This window comes from Pseudomonas sp. 21LCFQ010 (genome assembly GCF_024129905.1).
In the GTDB taxonomy this organism is placed as follows: domain Bacteria; phylum Pseudomonadota; class Gammaproteobacteria; order Pseudomonadales; family Pseudomonadaceae; genus Aquipseudomonas.
In genome coordinates this window covers 42,199-61,090 of the sequence record NZ_JAMYDZ010000011.1, presented here as the reverse complement: position 1 = coordinate 61,090, position 18,892 = coordinate 42,199, and the positions used below count along the sequence as shown (strand labels likewise).

Below are 18,892 nucleotides of genomic sequence, written 5' to 3'. Positions count from 1 at the left end.
AGATCCCGATGCCGCTTGCTCCAGATGTGTTCCTCCAGGCGAATGTAGCGGCTCCGGCCAAGACCGGTGCCGTCAGTAATTCGTTCAAGCCTGCCGAAACCAGCAAGGCTGACGCCTCCAGCTTCTCTGATGTCTATGCGCAGCAGTCTCGCGACAAGCCTGCCGTCGAGCACGATATACCGGCCAGGCCTGCTCGGGACAAGCCCGCTGCCGATAAAGACAAGGCGGTCGCAACCAAAGACAAGCCTGCTGCGGTCGGCAAAGACAAGCCGGATACGGCAGACAAGGCCAAGAGTGAGCCTGATAAGGTTGCCGGAAGCGGCAATTCGTTGCCAGTCCAGGCCAAGGGTCAGACCGCTGATGCTGATGATCAGAGTGCCGATCCGTCCGAGGCTGTCGAGCAACTGGTGGGGCTGCCGACGCTGATTCAGATTCCGGTTGAGGTGCCGACTGAGGCTCCGGTGGACAATTCGTTGTCGGCAGATGCGGCCATTGATGGCCTGCAGCAGTCCCAGCTCGCAGCGTCGCCGCTGGCAGCCGTCCCTGCGGCAACGCCTGCTGCTGTAGAAGAAGCGTTCAATCCGGAGGCTGACCCGCTTGATGGTCTGCATGCCTTGCAGTTTGCGCTTGAAAGCGCAGGCGGCAAGAGTCGTGCGGCTGCGCCGGTGGCGACTCACCAGGCCGGGCAGGCTCAGGCGAATCCGGACCTCAACTCCGACGACACTCGGGCGCAGAACGTTGTCAATAATCTGGCGAGCCTTAATGGTGACCCGGCAGCTCAGGATGGTTCTACCGAGAGCAGTGATCAGTCTTTCACTGCGGTGCTCGGTGATGGGCTTAAGGATGTAAAAAGCGCTGCCGGTGATACCCGAGTCGATAACTTTGCCGAGCGTCTTGCCGCGTTGAGTCAGGCCGCCCAGCCGGCACGGCCGGTGACTGCGCCGGTGGCTTCGCCATTGGGTCAGCCGTTGGCCATGCATCAGAGTGGCTGGACCGAGGGTATTGTCGATCGGGTCATGTACCTGTCGAGTCAGAATCTCAAGTCGGCAGAGATCAAGCTTGAGCCTGCGGAGCTGGGGCGTCTGGACATTCGTGTCAATATGGCGCCGGATCAACAGACCCAAGTGACCTTTGCCAGTGCGCACCTGGGCGTGCGCGATGCATTGGAGAGCCAGGTCGCGCGCCTGCGTGAGTCGTTCAGTCAGCAGGGCTTGGGTCAGGTTGACGTCAATGTCTCTGACCAGTCACAACAACAAGCCCAGCAGCAGGCGCAGGAACAGGCCAGTCGCGCGCAGCGTGGCGGGCGTGGGTCTATGGCGCAGGATGATGTTGAGGATGAAGTGGCGCCGGCCGCTGCTGCTGCAGTGTCCCAGCCTGCCCAGCGGATTCTCGGTAGCAGCGAAATCGATTACTACGCCTGATCCGCAAAAAAAGCGCGCCTGAAATTGCTCGGTGCGTGCTTTCCTCTGCTGTGCTCGCCACTCTGGCATAACACTTGCTCAAACTCTGTTACGTATCAACGAACCCCTTGAATACTGACGGATTATTGGCATGGCGAGTGACGCAGTTAAAGAGCCCGGCTCGAAAAGTAAACTCAAGCTCATCATTATCGGCGTTGTTGCCCTGTTGCTGGCGGTAGGCTTGTCGGCAGGCGCGACCTGGTTTCTCATGCACAAATCCGAGCCCAAGCCTGATCCGGCAGCGGCGGCTGCAGCGGCGAATGTCAAGCAGCCAGCGGTATTTGAAGCCATGACGCCGGCCTTTGTGGTCAACTTCAATGTCAATGGGCGCCAGCGCTATATGCAGGCCAGTATCACCATGCTCGCGCGTAATCCTGCCGACATGGAAGCACTGAAAGTGCATATGCCGACCATTCGCAATAATCTGGTCATGCTGTTCGCCGGTATCCCGTTCGAATCGCTGTCATCGCCGATCGGCCAGGAAATGTTGCGCCAGAAAGCCACGGCCAGCATTCAGGAAGTCGCTCAAAAAGAGCTGGGCAAGACTGTGATTGAGCAGCTGCTCTTCACCAACTTCGTACTGCAGTAGGACTCCAGGACATGGCCGTGCAAGACCTGCTGTCCCAGGATGAGATCGACGCGCTGCTGCACGGCGTGGACGATGGAATGGTCCAGACCGATAACACAGTCGAGCCTGGCAGCGTCAAAAGTTATGACCTGACCAGCCAGGACCGGATCGTCCGGGGGCGCATGCCGACCCTGGAAATGATCAACGAGCGGTTCGCCCGTTACACCCGCATCAGCATGTTCAATCTGCTGCGCCGCTCGGCGGATGTTGCGGTGGGTGGCGTACAGGTAATGAAGTTCGGTGAGTACGTGCATTCGTTGTATGTGCCCACCAGCCTCAACCTGGCCAAGATCAAGCCGCTGCGCGGCACTGCCTTGTTCATTCTTGACGCCAAGCTGGTGTTCAAGCTGGTGGACAACTTCTTTGGCGGTGACGGGCGCCATGCCAAGATCGAGGGGCGTGAGTTCACGCCGACAGAACTGCGTGTGGTGCGCATGGTGCTCGATCAGGTGTTTATCGACCTCAAGGAGGCCTGGCAGGCAATCATGGAAGTCAATTTCGAGTACATCAACTCGGAAGTGAACCCGGCCATGGCCAATATCGTCGGGCCCAGTGAAGCCGTCGTGATCTCGACCTTCCACATCGAGCTCGATGGCGGTGGCGGCGATCTGCACGTGACCATGCCCTACTCGATGATCGAGCCGATCCGCGAGATGCTTGATGCCGGCTTTCAGTCTGATCTGGATGATCAGGATGAGCGCTGGATCAAGGCGCTCAAGGAGGACGTACTGGATGTATCGGTCCCGCTGACGACCACGGTTGCGCAGCGTCAGTTGCAGCTGCGCGACATCCTGCACATGCAGCCTGGCGATGTGATTCCTGTCGAGCTGCCCGAGGCGCTGGTCATGCGCGCCAACGGTGTGCCGTCATTCAAGGTCAAGCTCGGTTCGCACAAGGGCAATCTGGCCTTGCAGGTTATCGAACCGATAGAGCGGCGTTGACAGACCGTCGCGCCACAACCCAATTGCGTAATTGAATTACTGCCCGCAGAGGACAACCGATGGCTGATGAAAACGATATGACGTCTGCTGATGATCAGGCGTTGGCCGATGAGTGGGCTGCTGCGCTGAATGAAGCCGGCGAGGGAGGGCAGTCTGATATTGATGCGCTGCTGGCGGCTGATGAAGCGAACCACCCCAGCTCCAATCGTATGCCCATGGAAGAGTTTGGCAGTGTGCCCAAGAGCACTGCGCCAGTCACGCTCGATGGTCCGAACCTGGATGTGATCCTGGATATCCCGGTGTCGATTTCCATGGAGGTGGGCAGCACCGATATCAGCATTCGTAACCTGTTGCAGCTCAACCAGGGCTCGGTGATTGAGCTTGATCGCCTGGCGGGAGAGCCGCTGGACGTGCTGGTCAATGGCACCCTGATCGCCCATGGCGAGGTGGTGGTCGTCAATGAAAAGTTCGGCATTCGCCTGACTGACGTGATCAGTCCGAGTGAACGCATCAAGAAGCTGCGCTAAGTGAAACGCTGGTTGATGCTGTTGCTGACTGCGCCTGTGGCTGCGTTGGCGGCCGAGCCGGCTGTTCAGGCGGCGGCCCCTCAGGCCGGTAGTGCTCTGTCCGGTGGCTGGGGTGGGCAACTGTTGCAGTTATTACTGGGGCTGTTGCTGGTCATCGGGCTGATCTTTGTGCTGGCCTGGGTGATGCGCCGGGCGCAGAGTGTGGCGGCAGGTAATCAGCAAGTTATCGAGCTGGTCGGTTCCCGGGCGCTGGGTCCGCGTGATCGGCTGGTGCTGGTGCAGGTGGGCAAGGAGCAGATTCTATTGGGGATCACGCCTGGGCGTATCACGCCCCTGCATGTGCTCAATGAAAATGTCCAGGTGCCGGTCCGCGAGCCGGCCACTCCCGAGTTCGCCCAGCGTCTGCTGGAACTCATGGGCAAGGATAAGGACAACAAGTGATGGGTGCCTTGCGTTGGCTGGTGGTGCTGTTGTTGGGGCTGGGAGCACCTGTGGTTCTGGCGGCCGATCCGTTGTCGATTCCGGCTATTACGCTGTCCAACGGGACTGACGGTCAGCAGGAGTATTCGGTCAGTCTGCAAATTCTGTTGATCATGACGGCGCTGAGTTTCATTCCGGCCTTCGTGATCATGATGACCAGCTTTACCCGGATTATCATTGTGTTCTCGATTCTGCGTCAGGCTCTGGGCCTGCAACAGACTCCGTCGAACCAGATTCTCATCGGCATGACGCTGTTTCTGACCATGTTCATCATGGCACCGGTATTTGATCGGGTGAACAACGATGCCGTACAGCCTTATCTGGCTGAAACCCTCACGGCTCAGGAGGCGCTTGCCAAGGCTCAGGTGCCGGTCAAGGACTTCATGCTGGCCCAGACCCGGACCAGCGACCTGGAGCTGTTCATGCGTTTGTCCAAGCGCACTGATATTCCTACACCGGATGCCGCGCCCCTGACCGTCCTGGTGCCGGCATTCGTGATCTCTGAACTCAAGACGGCGTTCCAGATCGGTTTCATGATCTTCATTCCGTTTCTGATCATCGACATGGTGGTGGCCAGCGTGCTGATGGCGATGGGCATGATGATGCTCTCGCCGATGATCGTCTCATTGCCTTTCAAAATCATGCTGTTCGTGCTGGTCGATGGCTGGGCGCTGATCGTCGGCACGCTGGCTGGCAGTTTTGGTGGGGTATGAGTCGTTTGCATGAGGAGGCATTGCGATGACACCTGAGGTGGCGGTCGACATTTTCCGTGAGGCACTCTGGCTGACCACCTTGCTGGTCGGCATTCTGGTGGTTCCCAGTCTGATCTGTGGCCTGATCGTGGCGATGTTTCAGGCCGCTACCCAGATCAACGAACAGACCTTGAGTTTTCTGCCGCGCCTGATCGTTATGCTGATCACTCTGATTGTTGGCGGGCCATGGCTGTTGAATGTGTTCATGGACTACGTTCTGAACCTCTACAACAGTATTCCGACCCTGATCGGCTGATTGCTCATGGAACCCTTGGCTGTGCTCACCGATACCCAGATAGGTAGCTGGGTTGCCAGCTTTATGCTGCCGCTGTTTCGTATCGTTGCAGTGCTGACCACTATGCCGATCATTGGCACCACACTGGTTCCCCGTCGGGTGCGCTTGTATCTGGGGCTGGCCATTACCTTTGTCGTGGCGCCTGTTTTGCCGCCGATGCCGCCGGTTCAGGCGCTGGATCTGAGTGCGCTGTTGCTGATTGCCGAGCAGATCATCATCGGCGTCAGTATGGGGTTGTGCCTGCAAATGTTTTTTCAGGTTTTCGTGGTGGCCGGGCAGATTATCTCGACCCAGATGGGCATGGGCTTCGCTTCTATGGTTGACCCTGCCAACGGTGTGACCACGGCGGTGGTGGGGCAGTTCTTTACCATGTTGGTGACGCTCATGTTCCTGGCAATGAATGGTCATCTGGTGGTGCTGGAAATCCTGATTGAGAGTTTCACGACCATGCCTGTCGGCGGCGGCGTGCCGGTCAACAACTTCTGGGTCCTGGCCAACAGTCTGGGCTGGATAATGAGCGCCGGGCTGCGGCTGGTACTGCCAGCAGTCGCGGCCTTGCTGATTATCAACATTGCCTTTGGCATCATGACCCGGGCAGCGCCGCAACTGAATATCTTTTCCATTGGTTTTCCCATGACGCTGGTATTGGGGATGGTCATTTTGTGGATGAGTCTGGGTGACATATTCAACCAGTTCGTTCCCATGGCCACTGATGCCTTGCAAAGATTGCGCGATCTGGTGAGGGCGGTCTGAATGTCCGAAAGCGAGAGCGGCCAGGATAAAACGGAAAAGCCCACGCAGAAGAAGATTGATGACTCTCGTGCGGAGGGGCAGGTTGCGCGCTCCAAGGAGCTGACGACTTTTCTGGTCACCCTGATGGGGGCTGTCGGGCTGATCATGTTTGGTGGTGCAATGGCGCATATGCTGCTGGAAGTGATGCGCGATAACTTTTCTTTGAGTCGTGATGTGTTGATGGATCCCTCCTGGATGGGGCGCATGCTGCTCAAGTCCGGAAATTACGCCATCCTGGCCATGCTGCCATTCATGTTCGCGATGATGGCGGCCGCTTTGATCGGGCCGATCATGCTCGGCGGTTGGCTGTTTTCCACCAAGTCGCTGATGCCCAAGTTCAGCCGGATGAATCCGATGTCAGGCATCAAGCGCATGTTTTCCATGCAGGCGCTGACGGAGTTGCTCAAGGCTCTGGCCAAATTTCTGGTGGTGCTGATCGTCGCGCTGGTAGTGATCAACAATGATCGGGATGCATTGGTGGCGATTGCCCATGAGCCGCTTGAGCTGGCAGTTATCCACTCCTTGCAGATTGTTGCCTGGAGTACGTTATGGATCGTCTGCGGATTGTTTCTGATTGCAGCGGTCGATGTGCCCATTCAGCTTTATCAGGCCAATGAAAAGCTCAAGATGACCAAGCAGGAAGTACGTGACGAGCATAAAAACTCCGAGGGTAGTCCTGAGGTCAAGCAGCGCATCAAGCAGTTGCAGTACGAAATGTCGCACCGGCGCATGATGGCGGCGATTCCCGAAGCAGACGTGATCATCACCAACCCGACGCACTTTGCCGTAGCGCTCAAATACGACCCGGAGAAAGGTGGGGCGCCACTTTTGCTGGCCAAGGGGGCGGATCTGATTGCCTTCAAGATCCGTGAAATCGGCGCCCATCACCAGATACTGATTCTTGAGTCGGCAGCCTTGGCGCGTTCGATTTACTACAGCACCGAGCTGGAAGAAGAGATCCCGGCCGGTCTGTATCTTGCTGTGGCGCAGGTACTGGCCTATGTCTTTCAGATTCGTCAATTCCATGCCGGGCGCGCCAAGCGTCCGGATCCTTTGGGCGATCTTCCCATTCCGCCCGATCTGCAGCGCGACTCCTGATGACGATTTCTGCGTCGACGATGGATGGTTTTATCGACGCGGTTGTGGCGGCAAAGTTGGACGGTTTCTTGCAATAGGCCAGTGCATGGCGCGTGGGGCGTCAAAGTTTTGGTCTGATGCAGGAAAGAACCGGTGGATCGCTCTCAGTTAATCAGTAACGCGCGCAGCAATCTGGCCGGGTTCGGGCGCGGCCAGTTGGGCGTGCCGATATTATTGCTGTCGCTGCTGGCAATGATGATGTTGCCAATCCCGCCGTTCCTGCTCGACGTGTTTTTCACCTTCAACATTGCCTTGTCGATCGTGGTTCTGCTGGTCTGTGTGTACGCCATGCGGCCGCTGGACTTCTCGGTATTCCCGACCATCCTGCTGGTCGCCACCCTGTTGCGTCTGGCGTTGAACGTCGCCTCGACCCGGGTGGTGCTGTTGCACGGCCAGGATGGTCACGACGCTGCCGGTAAGGTCATCCAGGCCTTTGGTGAGGTGGTGATCGGTGGTAACTACGTTGTCGGTATCGTGGTCTTCACCATCCTGATGATCATCAACTTCGTGGTAATCACCAAGGGTGCCGGGCGGATTTCCGAGGTCAGTGCGCGCTTTACTCTTGACGCCATGCCGGGTAAGCAGATGGCGATCGATGCCGACCTCAATGCTGGATTGATTGACCAGAACCAGGCCAAGGCGCGTCGTTCTGAAGTGGCCGCCGAGGCCGAGTTCTATGGCTCGATGGACGGTGCCAGCAAGTTTGTGCGCGGTGACGCTATTGCCGGTCTGCTGATTCTGTTCATCAACCTGATCGGCGGCATGCTGGTGGGCATGTTGCAACACAGCATGAGTTTTGGCGACGCCGGGCGTGTTTATACCTTGCTGGCGATCGGTGACGGTCTGGTGGCGCAATTGCCATCTCTGTTGCTGTCGACCGCAGCGGCGATCATGGTGACCCGTGCTTCCGGTTCGGAAGAAATGGGCAAGCAGATCAACCGCCAGATGTTCTCGTCTTATAAGGCGCTGGCGGTGTCGGGGGCGATCATGATCGTCATGGGCCTGGTGCCTGGCATGCCGCACTTTGCCTTCATTGGTCTGGGGGCAATCGCCTCGGGTGCTGCCTACTGGCTGTGGCGCCGTGACCAGAATGCCAAGGCTGTGGCGCTGGCCGAGGTGCAGCGTCAGCAGGACCTGCTGCCTTCGCCAGTGCGTGCCCAGGACTCCAAGGAGTTGGGCTGGGACGACGTAACGCCGGTCGACATCATCGGTCTTGAGGTCGGTTACCGGCTGATTCCGCTGGTGGATCGCAATCAGGGTGGTCAGTTGCTGGCGCGGATCAAGGGTGTGCGCAAGAAGCTTTCCCAAGACCTGGGCTTTCTGATGCCCACGGTGCACATTCGCGACAACCTCGATCTGGCGCCCAGCGCCTATCGTTTGACGCTGATGGGGGTGATTCTGGCCGAGGCGGAGATTTATCCGGACCGTGAACTGGCGATCAACCCGGGTCAGGTGTTCGGTACCCTCAACGGTATCAATGCGCGCGATCCGGCGTTTGGTCTGGAAGCGGTGTGGATCGAAATCAGTCAGCGCAGCCAGGCCCAGTCGTTGGGTTACACAGTGGTGGATGCCAGCACCGTTGTGGCGACGCACCTGAACCAGATTCTCTACAAGCACTCCCATGAATTGATCGGCCACGAGGAAGTGCAGCAACTGATGCAGTTGCTGGCCAAGAGTTCGCCCAAGCTGGCTGAAGAGCTGGTGCCTGGGGTGCTGTCGTTGTCGGCGCTGCTCAATGTGCTGCAGGCGCTGCTGGCCGAGCATGTGCCGGTGCGCGATATCCGCACGATTGCCGAGGCCATCGCGAACAATGCGGCCAGGAGTCAAGATACCGCCGCGTTGGTGGCTGTGGTACGGGTCGGGTTGAGCCGGGCGATCGTGCAAAGCATTGTAGGGACTGAGACAGAGCTGCCTGTCATCACCCTTGAGCCTAGATTGGAACAGATTTTGCTAAATAGTATGCAGAAGGCGGGTCAGGGTCAGGAAGAAGGCGTTCTTCTGGAGCCAAGCATGGCCGAGAAGCTGCAACGCTCGTTGATTGAGGCGGCGCAGCGTCAAGAGATGCAAGGCTCGCCGGTGATTTTGCTGGTGGCAGGTCCGATTCGGGCCATGCTGTCACGATTTGGACGATTGGCTGTACCGAACATGCATGTTCTGGCGTACCAGGAAATTCCTGACAACAAGCAAGTCACCATCGTAGCGACTGTCGGGCCTAACGGCTGAGGTAGTGAGTCATGCAAGTTAAGCGTTTTTTCGCCGCCGATATGCGTCAAGCCATGAAACTGGTTCGCGATGAGCTGGGCGCCGAGGCGGCCATCATCGGAAATCGGCGCATTGCCGGTGGCGTTGAGCTGACTGCTGCTCTTGATTACAAGCTGTCTGCGCTGGCGCCGCGGGTGCCGAACATGGAGCTTGAAGACGAGCTGCGCAAGACTCAGTCGCGGATCGTCTCGGCGCAAGCTGAACTCGAAAGTCGCAACGAAGGCGATGACGTATCGAGCAACCGTCAGTTGTTTTCTGGCTTGCCGCTGAGCGCTGCCGACCGGCACATCGAGCCGACCCTTGAAGAACCGCCGCGTCCTGCTGTTGCCGTCGCTGCACCCGGCGTTGCCGAGCCGACGCTGAACCAGCGTGCGTTTGACTCGATGCGCTCGGAGCTCAACGGCTTGCGCGAGCTGCTGGAAGTCCAGTTGGGTTCGCTGGCCTGGACGCAATTGCAGGGCAGTCGTCCGCAGCAGGCCAACCTGTGGCGGCGTCTGCAGCGCGTTGGCCTGTCCGGCCCGCTGTCGCGGGATCTGCTGGATATGGTTCCCGATATCGACGATCCCCGTCATGCCTGGCGCATGTTGCTGGCGCATCTGGCGCGGATGATCAATGTGCCTGACAACGAGCCGCTGGAAGAGGGCGGGGTGATCGCGATGGTCGGTCCGGCAGGGATGGGCAAGACCACTACGCTGGCCAAGCTGGCGGCGCGTTACGTGCTCAAGTACGGCGCGCAGAATATCGCGCTGGTGAGCATGGACAGCTTCCGGATCGGTGCCCAGGAGCAGCTCAAGACCCTTGGGCGTATTCTCAATGTGCCGGTGACCCACGTCGATCCGGGACAGTCCCTGGCCCAGGCGCTCGAACCGCTGATCCGCAAGCGTGTGGTGCTGATCGATACCGCCGGCCTGCAAGCCAGCGATCCGGCGCTGCGCCTGCAGCTTGAAAGCCTGGCCGGGCGCGGGATTCGCTCGCGCAACTATCTGGTCCTGGCCACTACCAGCCAGAAGCAGGTGTTGACCGCCGCTTACCACAGCTACAAACGTTGCGGGCTGGCCGGCTGCATCCTGACCAAACTGGATGAAACTGCCAGCCTGGGTGAAGTGCTGAGCCTGGCGATCGGGCATGAACTCCCCGTGGCCTATCTGACCGATGGGCCGCGTATTCCTGATGATTTGCATCTGCCACGCCGCCATCAACTGGTGAGTCGGGCCGTCAGTGTGCAAATGCAGGATGAACCCAGCGAAGAGGCTATGGCGGACATGTTCGCCGACCTTTATCACAACCCCGGCAAGCGAGTGGGGTGATTGATGAACACGACTAAAAAATTACTGCATCGGTGGTCTGCCAGGCATTGTTCGTCACGGAACGTGCAGCCCGTAATGTGGCTCCAGTCTACGCATGACAAGGTAAAGAAATAACATGGGCAGCATGCATCCCGTACAGGTTATCGCCGTGACCGGCGGCAAAGGTGGCGTTGGCAAGACCAACGTTTCAGTGAATCTGTCGCTGGCGCTGGCCGAGCTCGGCCGTCGCGTCATGCTGCTTGATGCTGATCTTGGTCTGGCCAACGTTGATGTTTTGCTGGGCCTTACGCCCAAACGCACCCTGGCCGATGTCATCGAGGGCCGCTGTGAGCTGCGTGACGTCCTGCTCCAGGGGCCTGGCGGCGTGCGTATCGTGCCAGCGGCCTCCGGTACCCAGAGCATGGTGCACCTGGCGCCCGCGCAGCATGCCGGCCTGATCCAGGCGTTCAGCGAGCTTGGCGACAATCTTGATGTGCTGGTGATCGACACCGCAGCCGGTATCGGTGAATCGGTGGTCAGTTTCGTGCGTGCCGCCCAAGAGGTCTTGCTGGTGGTCTGCGATGAACCGACCTCGATCACCGACGCTTACGCGCTGATCAAACTGCTCAATCGCGACTACGGCATGAACCGCTTCAGGGTCCTGGCCAACATGGCGCAGACGCCGCAAGAGGGTCGTAACCTGTTTGCCAAGCTGACCAAGGTGACCGATCGTTTTCTGGACGTGGCCTTGCAGTATGTCGGCGCAGTGCCCTATGACGAATGTGTGCGCAAGGCGGTGCAAAAGCAACGTGCGGTCTACGAAGCCTTTCCACGCTCCAAATGCGCGCTGGCATTCCGAGCCATTGCCCAGAAGGTCGATACCTGGCCGTTGCCGGCCAATCCGCGTGGGCACCTTGAGTTTTTTGTCGAGCGACTTGTTCACCAGACCAGTGCAGCGGGACCGGTTCAATGACAGCCAGCGGTTATCAGATGTACAGCAAGGCATCAAGGAATTCGCAATACGAGTTGATTGAGCGCTATGCGCCACTGGTCAAGCGTATTGCCTACCACCTGCTGGCCCGTCTGCCTGCCAGCGTCCAGGTCGAAGACCTGATCCAGGCGGGCATGATCGGCCTGCTTGAAGTATCGACCAAATACGACTCCACCAAGGGTGCCAGTTTCGAAACCTACGCCGGCATTCGGATCCGTGGCGCGATGCTTGACGAGGTGCGTAAAGGTGACTGGGCGCCGCGTTCAGTGCATCGAAATACCCGGATGGTCAGTGATGCGATTCGCGCTATTGAAGCAAGAACAGGGCGCGACGCTAAAGATCATGAAGTTGCTGCCGAACTCCAGTTAAGTCTTGATGATTATTACGCTATCTTGAACGACACTTTGGGCAGTCGGCTGTTCAGCTTTGACGACCTGTTGCAGGACGGCGAGCATGATGGGCTGCACGAAGATGGCGCCAGCGGTTCGCTGGAGCCGTCGCGCGATCTTGAGGACGAGCGCTTCCAGAAAGCATTGGCCGATGCCATTGCCAATCTTCCGGAGCGTGAGCGTTTGGTGCTGGCGTTGTACTATGACGAGGAGTTGAACCTCAAAGAGATCGGTGAGGTCCTTGGGGTCAGCGAATCTCGGGTCAGCCAGTTACACAGTCAGTGCGCAGCCCGCTTGCGAGGTCGTTTGGGGGAATGGCGGGCGCGCTGACAGATCCATTGGTTTCAGGCCGGCTATGCAGGGCTTGAGGTGTCGACTACCCGGACAAGGCAGGAGCCTGTCAATCAACTCTACAGGGTTGTTTGCAGGCGATTTGGCCGTGTTCTGGTGTCTGGTGCGTCGAGCGCTGGTTGCACCGGGGGGTTGCTGTACCTGTATTGAGTGAACGGCGGGTCCGGGGAGCGGGCTCGTTAAAGACTGCTTGGAGGTCGAATTGGACAAGAACATGAAAATCCTCATCGTTGATGACTTTTCAACGATGCGGCGGATCATAAAAAATCTGTTGCGTGACCTGGGGTTTACCAATACATCGGAAGCAGATGACGGTCTTACCGCGCTGCCGATGCTGCAAAGCGGTGCCTTTGATTTTCTGGTAACCGACTGGAACATGCCTGGCATGTCGGGTATCGACCTGCTGCGCCAAGTGCGTCAGGACGAGCGCCTGAAGAACATTCCGGTGCTGATGGTGACTGCTGAAGCCAAGCGTGAGCAGATCATTGAAGCGGCCCAGGCCGGTGTGAACGGCTATGTGGTCAAGCCTTTCACCGCCCAGGTATTGCAAGAGAAGATTGAAAAGATCTTCGAGCGCGTCAATAGCTGAGTGCATGCCGCGAGGGCGCTATGGATAACAATGATTCATTGGGTGACTTCGAGTCGACCCTGAAAAAACACGCGCACGAGCTGGTCGCCAGCCTTGAAAAAGGCAAATTCGGCGACGCCGTGCAACTGATCCATGAGCTCAACCAGGCGCGCGACCGCGGCCTGTATCAGGAAGTGGGCAAATTGACGCGTGAGCTGCACAGCGCGATCGTCAATTTCCATATCGATCCGCAGATGCCGCAAGCCGAAGAGGTGTCCCAGATCACTGATGCCGCCGAGCGCTTGTCGTATGTTGTAAGGCTGACCGAGGGTGCGGCCAACCGCACCATGGATCTGGTGGAGCAAAGCACACCGTTGATGAACAGCCTCAGTGACGACGCCAAGACGCTGAGTGCCGACTGGGGGCGCTTCATGCGCCGCGAAATCGGTGCTGAGGAGTTTCGTGATCTGGCCAAGCGGGTGGACGGTTTCCTGTCGCGTACCGAGAAAGAGAGCCATGCCGTTGCCAGCCATCTCAACGACATTCTGCTGGCCCAGGATTATCAGGACCTTACCGGTCAGGTGATCAAGCGCGTGACGCAACTGGTCACCGAAGTTGAGAGCAACCTGCTCAAGCTGGTACTGATGGCCAGCCATGTTGATCGCTTTGCCGGGATCGAGCATGACCGTGAAGCGATGCAAGCAGAAAAAGATCCGAAAAAACATCTTGCTCAGGGTGAAGGTCCGCAGATTCATGCCGATAAACGGGAAGATGTCGTTTCCGGTCAGGATGATGTGGACGACTTGCTATCCAGCCTTGGCTTCTAAGGTCAGTTGACGGTTAATTTTAGGGAGCACCCCAATGAGCTTCGGCGCCGATGAAGAGATCCTCCAGGATTTTCTGGTAGAGGCCGGCGAAATTCTCGAGCAATTGTCTGAACAACTGGTCGAGCTTGAAAGTCGCCCGGATGACGCGGACTTGCTCAACGCAATTTTTCGCGGTTTTCACACTGTAAAAGGAGGCGCCGGCTTCCTTCAGTTGCATGAGCTTGTCGAGTGCTGCCACATTGCCGAGAACGTGTTCGACATCCTGCGCAAGGGTGAGCGTCGCGTTAACGCCGAATTGATGGACGTGGTCCTCGAAGCACTGGATACCGTCAACAGCATGTTCGGCCAGGTGCGTGAGCGCAGTGACATCACGCCTGCTACCCCTGAGCTGCTGCAGGCACTGTCACGGCTGGCCGAGCCTGAGTCAGCTGACGAAGTGGCTGCGGTGGCAGCGGCTCCTGAGCCGGCTCCGGAGCCCGCGCCGGAACCGGTGGTCGAGGCGGCTGCACCGGCTGCCGGGGAGGCCGGCTCCGACCTGATCACCGACGATGAGTTCGAGCGGCTGCTCGACTCCCTGCACGGCCCGGCCGGCAGCCCGGTCGCCGCTACGCCGTCTGCGCCAGCCGCGCCTGCGGCTGCAGCGAGTGATGAAATCACCGATCACGAATTCGAAGCGCTGCTCGATCAGTTGCATGGCAAGGGTTCGTTCGATGCCAGCGTCGCCACTGTCAGTGCTGCAGCACCTGCTGTCGCAGCGCCCGCTGGCGCTGCCTCGGATGAAATCACCGACGACGAATTCGAGTCGCTGCTTGATCAGTTGCACGGCAAAGGCTCGTTCAGCGGCGCTGTAGAAGCGGTGGCCGTTGCCCCTGCGGCACCTGCCAGCAGCCCTGCATCGGATGAAATCACCGATCACGAATTTGAAAACCTGCTCGACGAGTTGCACGGCAAGGGCAAGTTCGAACCGGCGGCAGTAAGCGGCGCGGTTGCCGCCGCAGCGCCGGCGGCCAAGCCGCCAGCCCCTGTCGCCAAGGTCGAGCCTGCGGTGGCCAAGCCTGCTGCTGCGCCTGCGCCCGCGGCGGCCAAGCCTGCCGCTGCCACACCGGCCAGAGCTGCTGCCGCGCCAGCCGAGAAGCCGACCGCGACAGAAGCCGAAACCACGGTGCGCGTCGATACCGCGCGGCTTGACGAGATCATGAACATGGTCGGCGAGTTGGTGCTGGTGCGTAACCGTCTGGTACGCCTTGGCCTCAACAGCGGCAATGAAGCGATGTCCAAGGCGGTTTCCAACCTGGATGTGGTCACCGCCGACCTGCAAACCGCGGTCATGAAGACCCGCATGCAGCCGATCAAGAAAGTCTTCGGCCGCTTTCCGCGTCTGGTTCGTGACCTGGCACGCCAGCTCAAGAAAGAGATCAACCTGGAACTGGTGGGTGAAGAGACCGACCTGGACAAGAACCTGGTCGAGGCGCTCGCTGACCCGTTGGTGCACTTGGTGCGTAACGCGGTCGACCACGGTGTGGAAACTCCTGAGGAGCGTGAGGCCAGCGGCAAGTCACGCAGTGGCCGGGTGGTGCTGTCGGCCGAGCAGGAAGGCGATCACATCCTGTTGTCGATTTCCGATGACGGCAAGGGCATGGACCCGGCCGTGCTGCGCGCCATTGCGGTCAAGCGCGGCGTCATGGACAAGGACGCGGCCGATCGTCTCAGCGACAGCGACTGCTACAACCTGATCTTCGCCCCCGGCTTCTCGACCAAGACCGAGATTTCCGATGTGTCCGGTCGTGGGGTTGGCATGGACGTGGTGAAAACCAAGATTTCCCAGCTCAACGGTACGATCAACATCTATTCGACCAAGGGCCAGGGTTCGAAGATCGTCATCAAGGTGCCGCTGACCCTGGCGATCATGCCGACCCTGATGGTGATGCTCGCCGACCAGGCGTTTGCATTCCCGCTGGTCAACGTCAACGAAATCTTCCACCTCGACCTGTCGACCACCAATGTGGTTGACGGCCAGGAAGTGGTGATCGTGCGCGACAAGGCACTGCCACTGTTCTACCTCAAACGCTGGCTGATCAAGTCGGCAGCTCATGAGGAGCAGCGCGAAGGGCACGTGGTGATTCTGTCGGTCGGCACGCAGCGCATTGGTTTCGTGGTCGATCAACTGGTCGGCCAGGAAGAGGTGGTCATCAAACCGCTGGGCAAGATGCTGCAAGGCACCCCTGGCATGTCGGGCGCCACCATTACCGGTGACGGTCGGATTGCCTTGATCCTTGATGTTCCGAGCATGCTCAAGCGTTACGCCGCACGGCGTATTTGATTCTGGCCCCGGGGCAGTATTGTCCCGGGGTCTATTGGAGTGTTTATGGCAGTCAAGGTCCTGGTGGTGGATGATTCGGGTTTTTTCCGCCGCCGCGTTACGGAAATCCTCTCTTCGGACCCGCTCATTCAGGTGGTCGGTACCGCAACCAACGGCAAGGAAGCCATTGAACAGGCCCTGGCGCTCAAGCCTGATGTGATCACCATGGACTACGAGATGCCGATGATGGACGGCATCACTTCGGTCCGCCACATCATGCAGCGTATCCCCACGCCGGTATTGATGTTCTCCTCCCTGACCCACGAGGGCGCGCGGGTCACGCTCGACGCGCTGGATGCCGGTGCGGTCGACTTCCTGCCCAAGAATTTCGAAGACATCTCGCGCAACCCTGACAAGGTCAAACAGTTGCTGTGCGAGAAGATCAACAGCATCGCGCGCAGTAATCGTCGTTTCAGCTCGTTTGGCAGCAGTTCGCAGTCGACGCCTGCGGCGACGGCAACCACCCCGGCGCCTGCGGTCAGCCCGAGTGTGCGGCGTACGCCGCCACCTGTGGCGCCGACACCTGCTCCGGCGGCTACCCGGCCGTTGACCAGTCGCGCCGCGCCGGTCACAGCATCCGCCAGCCCGGCTGCTGCACCGGCCCATGCTCATCATTCACCGACCCCACGGCGCAAGGCCTACAAGCTGGTAGCGATTGGCACCTCCACCGGTGGGCCGGTTGCGTTGCAGCGCGTGTTGACCCAATTGCCTGCCAACTTTCCGGCGCCGATTGTGCTGATCCAGCATATGCCGGCCGCGTTTACCAAGGCGTTTGCCGAGCGCCTCGACAAGCTGTGCAAAATCAGCGTCAAGGAAGCCGAAGACGGTGATCTGCTGCGTCCGGGTCTGGCGTTGCTGGCTCCGGGTGGCAAGCAGATGATGGTCGATGGCCGTGGCGCGGTGAAAATCCTGCCCGGTGATGAGCGCCTGAACTACAAGCCGTGCGTGGATATCACCTTTGGCTCGGCGGCCAAGGCCTACGGTGACAAGGTGCTGTCGGTGGTCCTCACCGGAATGGGCGCCGACGGCCGTGAAGGTGCGCGCATGCTCAAGCAGGGCGGCAGCACCGTATGGGCCCAGGATGAGGCCAGTTGCGTGATTTATGGTATGCCGATGGCCATCGTCAAGGCTGATCTGGCGGATGCGGTGTACAGCCTGGACGATATCGGCCGGCACATCGTGGAGGCGTGCCTGTAATGGATGTACTGAGCCTTATCGGCCTGATTCTGGCGTTTGTCGCGATTCTGGGTGGCAATCTGCTTGAGGGCGGGCATGTCAGCTCGCTGGTCAACGGCCCGGCCGCGCTGATCGTGCTGGGCGGCACCCTGGCGGCTGCGTTGTTGCAGGCACCGATGAGTGCGTTCAAACGTGCCGTGCAGATCCTGCGCTGGATTCTGTTTCCGCCACGCATCGATCTGCCTGGCGGCATCGACCGGATCATTGGCTGGAGCATGACGGCGCGCAAGGAAGGCCTGCTGGGGCTGGAGAGCGTGGCTGACTCCGAGCCTGACCCTTATGCGCGCAAGGGCCTGCAACTGCTGGTTGACGGCGCGGAGCCGGCGTCGATTCGCAGTATCCTGGAAGTCGATTTCATTACCCAGGAAAACCGCGATATCCAGGCCGCCAAGGTTTACGAAAGCATGGGCGGTTACGCGCCGACCATTGGCATCATCGGTGCGGTCATGGGCCTGATCCACGTGATGGGCAATCTGGCCGACCCGAGTCAGTTGGGTGGCGGCATCGCGGTCGCGTTCGTCGCCACGATCTATGGCGTGGCCAGTGCCAACCTGTTCCTGCTGCCGGTGGCCAACAAACTCAAGGCGATTGCCCTGCGCCAGTCGCGCTACCGCGAGATGCTGCTCGAGGGCCTGCTGTCCATTGCCGAGGGTGAAAACCCGCGCTCCATTGAGCTCAAGCTGCAAGGTTTCATGGAGTAACCGCATGTCCCGTCGTCGCCGCCACGAAGAGCATGAAAATCACGAACGCTGGCTGGTGTCCTACGCGGATTTCATCACCTTGCTGTTCGCCTTTTTTGTGGTGATGTACTCGATCTCGTCACTCAACGAGGGCAAGTACAAGATTCTGTCCCAGGCGCTGGTCGGGGTGTTCAATGACGCTGAGCGGACCATGCAGCCGATTCCGATCGGTGAGCAGCGGCCACAGACCACCCGGCCTGCCGAGCCTCTTCTGAAAGACAGTGAGCAGACCGACGCCGGTATCGGTGCCAAGACGGTCGATCCGTTGCAGGCCATCGCCGATGATGTGCGCGCCGGATTCGGCGACCTGTTGCGCTCCGACCAGATGACCGTGCGCGGCAACGAGTTGTGGGTTGAGATCGAGCTTAATTCCAGCCTGTTGTTCGGCAGCGGCGACGCCATGCCCAGCAATCAGGCCTTCAGCATCATTGAAAGGGTGGCCAATATCGTCAAACGCTTCGATAACCCGGTGCATGTCGAAGGTTTCACAGACGATCAACCGATCAACACCGCGCAGTTCCCGACCAACTGGGAACTGTCCGCTTCACGGGCAGCGAGCATCGTGCGTCTGCTGGCCATGTACGGCGTCAATCCGGCGCGCATGGCTTCAGTGGGTTATGCCGAGTTTCAGCCAATCGCCAGTAATGCCACCGCGCAGGGGCGGGCGCAGAACCGCCGCGTGGTGCTGGTCATTTCCCGTAATCTGGATGTGCGCCGCAGCCTGACCGCGGGTGGTTCAGCCAATGCCACCCCTGATGCAGCATTACGGCGTGCTGGCACACAAACTGCACCGGCTCCGGCAAGTCCACCGTCAGGCACCAATGCCGTCAATTCTCCGTCACCCGCTCGCTAGAACGGTCAGGGACATTGC

At 59.2% G+C, this 18,892-nt stretch carries 19 protein-coding genes; all 19 read left to right on the top strand.

Going from position 1 to position 18,892, the window contains the following annotated elements; all coding sequences use genetic code 11:
• The first annotated feature begins 8 nt into the window (after positions 1-8).
• The 19 genes from NJC38_RS14670 (at position 9) to motD (ending at position 18,874) form a co-directional block, all read left to right on the top strand.
• On the top strand, positions 9-1,421 hold the full coding sequence (locus NJC38_RS14670) for a flagellar hook-length control protein FliK (protein ID WP_253115338.1): 1,413 nt from the start codon (positions 9-11) through the stop codon (positions 1,419-1,421).
• A gap of 130 nt (positions 1,422-1,551) precedes the next feature.
• Complete coding sequence (gene fliL, locus NJC38_RS14665) at positions 1,552-2,049, top strand: flagellar basal body-associated protein FliL (RefSeq protein ID WP_045489448.1); 498 nt, start codon at positions 1,552-1,554, stop codon at positions 2,047-2,049.
• A gap of 11 nt (positions 2,050-2,060) precedes the next feature.
• Positions 2,061-3,029, top strand: a complete 969-nt coding sequence (gene fliM, locus NJC38_RS14660; protein WP_253115336.1) for a flagellar motor switch protein FliM — start codon at positions 2,061-2,063, stop codon at positions 3,027-3,029.
• 59 nt (positions 3,030-3,088) lie between these two features.
• Positions 3,089-3,556 (top strand): flagellar motor switch protein FliN, encoded by a 468-nt coding sequence (gene fliN / locus NJC38_RS14655; protein WP_253115334.1) that lies wholly within the window; start codon positions 3,089-3,091, stop codon positions 3,554-3,556.
• The gene (gene fliO / locus NJC38_RS14650; protein WP_253115332.1) at positions 3,557-3,997 is read left to right on the top strand and encodes a flagellar biosynthetic protein FliO; all 441 of its coding nucleotides are present in this window, start codon (positions 3,557-3,559) and stop codon (positions 3,995-3,997) included.
• Entirely contained in the window at positions 3,997-4,749 is a 753-nt protein-coding gene (fliP, locus tag NJC38_RS14645) for a flagellar type III secretion system pore protein FliP (protein WP_253115330.1), read from the top strand. The genes fliO and fliP overlap by 1 nt, the downstream gene beginning before the upstream one ends.
• Before the next feature lie 25 nt (positions 4,750-4,774).
• A complete protein-coding gene (gene fliQ, locus NJC38_RS14640) occupies positions 4,775-5,044 on the top strand; it encodes a flagellar biosynthesis protein FliQ (protein WP_253115327.1) in 270 nt (89 codons plus the stop codon).
• A gap of 6 nt (positions 5,045-5,050) precedes the next feature.
• Positions 5,051-5,836 (top strand): flagellar biosynthetic protein FliR, encoded by a 786-nt coding sequence (gene fliR, locus NJC38_RS14635; protein ID WP_253115321.1) that lies wholly within the window; start codon positions 5,051-5,053, stop codon positions 5,834-5,836.
• A complete protein-coding gene (gene flhB, locus NJC38_RS14630; RefSeq protein WP_253115319.1) occupies positions 5,837-6,973 on the top strand; it encodes a flagellar biosynthesis protein FlhB in 1,137 nt (378 codons plus the stop codon).
• Between the two features lie 132 nt (positions 6,974-7,105).
• The gene (flhA, locus tag NJC38_RS14625; protein WP_045489474.1) at positions 7,106-9,235 is read left to right on the top strand and encodes a flagellar biosynthesis protein FlhA; all 2,130 of its coding nucleotides are present in this window, start codon (positions 7,106-7,108) and stop codon (positions 9,233-9,235) included.
• Positions 9,236-9,246: 11 nt separating this feature from the next.
• Complete coding sequence (gene flhF / locus NJC38_RS14620) at positions 9,247-10,581, top strand: flagellar biosynthesis protein FlhF (protein WP_045489477.1); 1,335 nt, start codon at positions 9,247-9,249, stop codon at positions 10,579-10,581.
• A gap of 115 nt (positions 10,582-10,696) precedes the next feature.
• Positions 10,697-11,533, top strand: a complete 837-nt coding sequence (gene fleN / locus NJC38_RS14615) for a flagellar synthesis regulator FleN (RefSeq protein WP_045489480.1) — start codon at positions 10,697-10,699, stop codon at positions 11,531-11,533.
• Entirely contained in the window at positions 11,530-12,270 is a 741-nt protein-coding gene (gene fliA / locus NJC38_RS14610) for an RNA polymerase sigma factor FliA (protein ID WP_045489483.1), read from the top strand. The genes fleN and fliA overlap by 4 nt, the downstream gene beginning before the upstream one ends.
• Before the next feature lie 235 nt (positions 12,271-12,505).
• Positions 12,506-12,880: a chemotaxis response regulator CheY gene (locus tag NJC38_RS14605; RefSeq protein WP_173426689.1), complete on the top strand. Its 375-nt coding sequence runs from the start codon at positions 12,506-12,508 to the stop codon at positions 12,878-12,880.
• Between the two features lie 20 nt (positions 12,881-12,900).
• A complete protein-coding gene (locus NJC38_RS14600) occupies positions 12,901-13,686 on the top strand; it encodes a protein phosphatase CheZ (protein WP_253115316.1) in 786 nt (261 codons plus the stop codon).
• 34 nt (positions 13,687-13,720) lie between these two features.
• The gene (locus tag NJC38_RS14595; protein WP_253115314.1) at positions 13,721-16,006 is read left to right on the top strand and encodes a chemotaxis protein CheA; all 2,286 of its coding nucleotides are present in this window, start codon (positions 13,721-13,723) and stop codon (positions 16,004-16,006) included.
• Positions 16,007-16,051: 45 nt separating this feature from the next.
• Complete coding sequence (locus tag NJC38_RS14590; protein WP_253115312.1) at positions 16,052-17,242, top strand: chemotaxis response regulator protein-glutamate methylesterase; 1,191 nt, start codon at positions 16,052-16,054, stop codon at positions 17,240-17,242.
• The gene (locus NJC38_RS14585) at positions 17,242-17,982 is read left to right on the top strand and encodes a flagellar motor protein (RefSeq protein ID WP_253115310.1); all 741 of its coding nucleotides are present in this window, start codon (positions 17,242-17,244) and stop codon (positions 17,980-17,982) included. The genes NJC38_RS14590 and NJC38_RS14585 overlap by 1 nt, the downstream gene beginning before the upstream one ends.
• Before the next feature lie 4 nt (positions 17,983-17,986).
• Complete coding sequence (motD, locus tag NJC38_RS14580; protein WP_045489502.1) at positions 17,987-18,874, top strand: flagellar motor protein MotD; 888 nt, start codon at positions 17,987-17,989, stop codon at positions 18,872-18,874.
• Positions 18,875-18,892 lie beyond the last annotated feature (18 nt).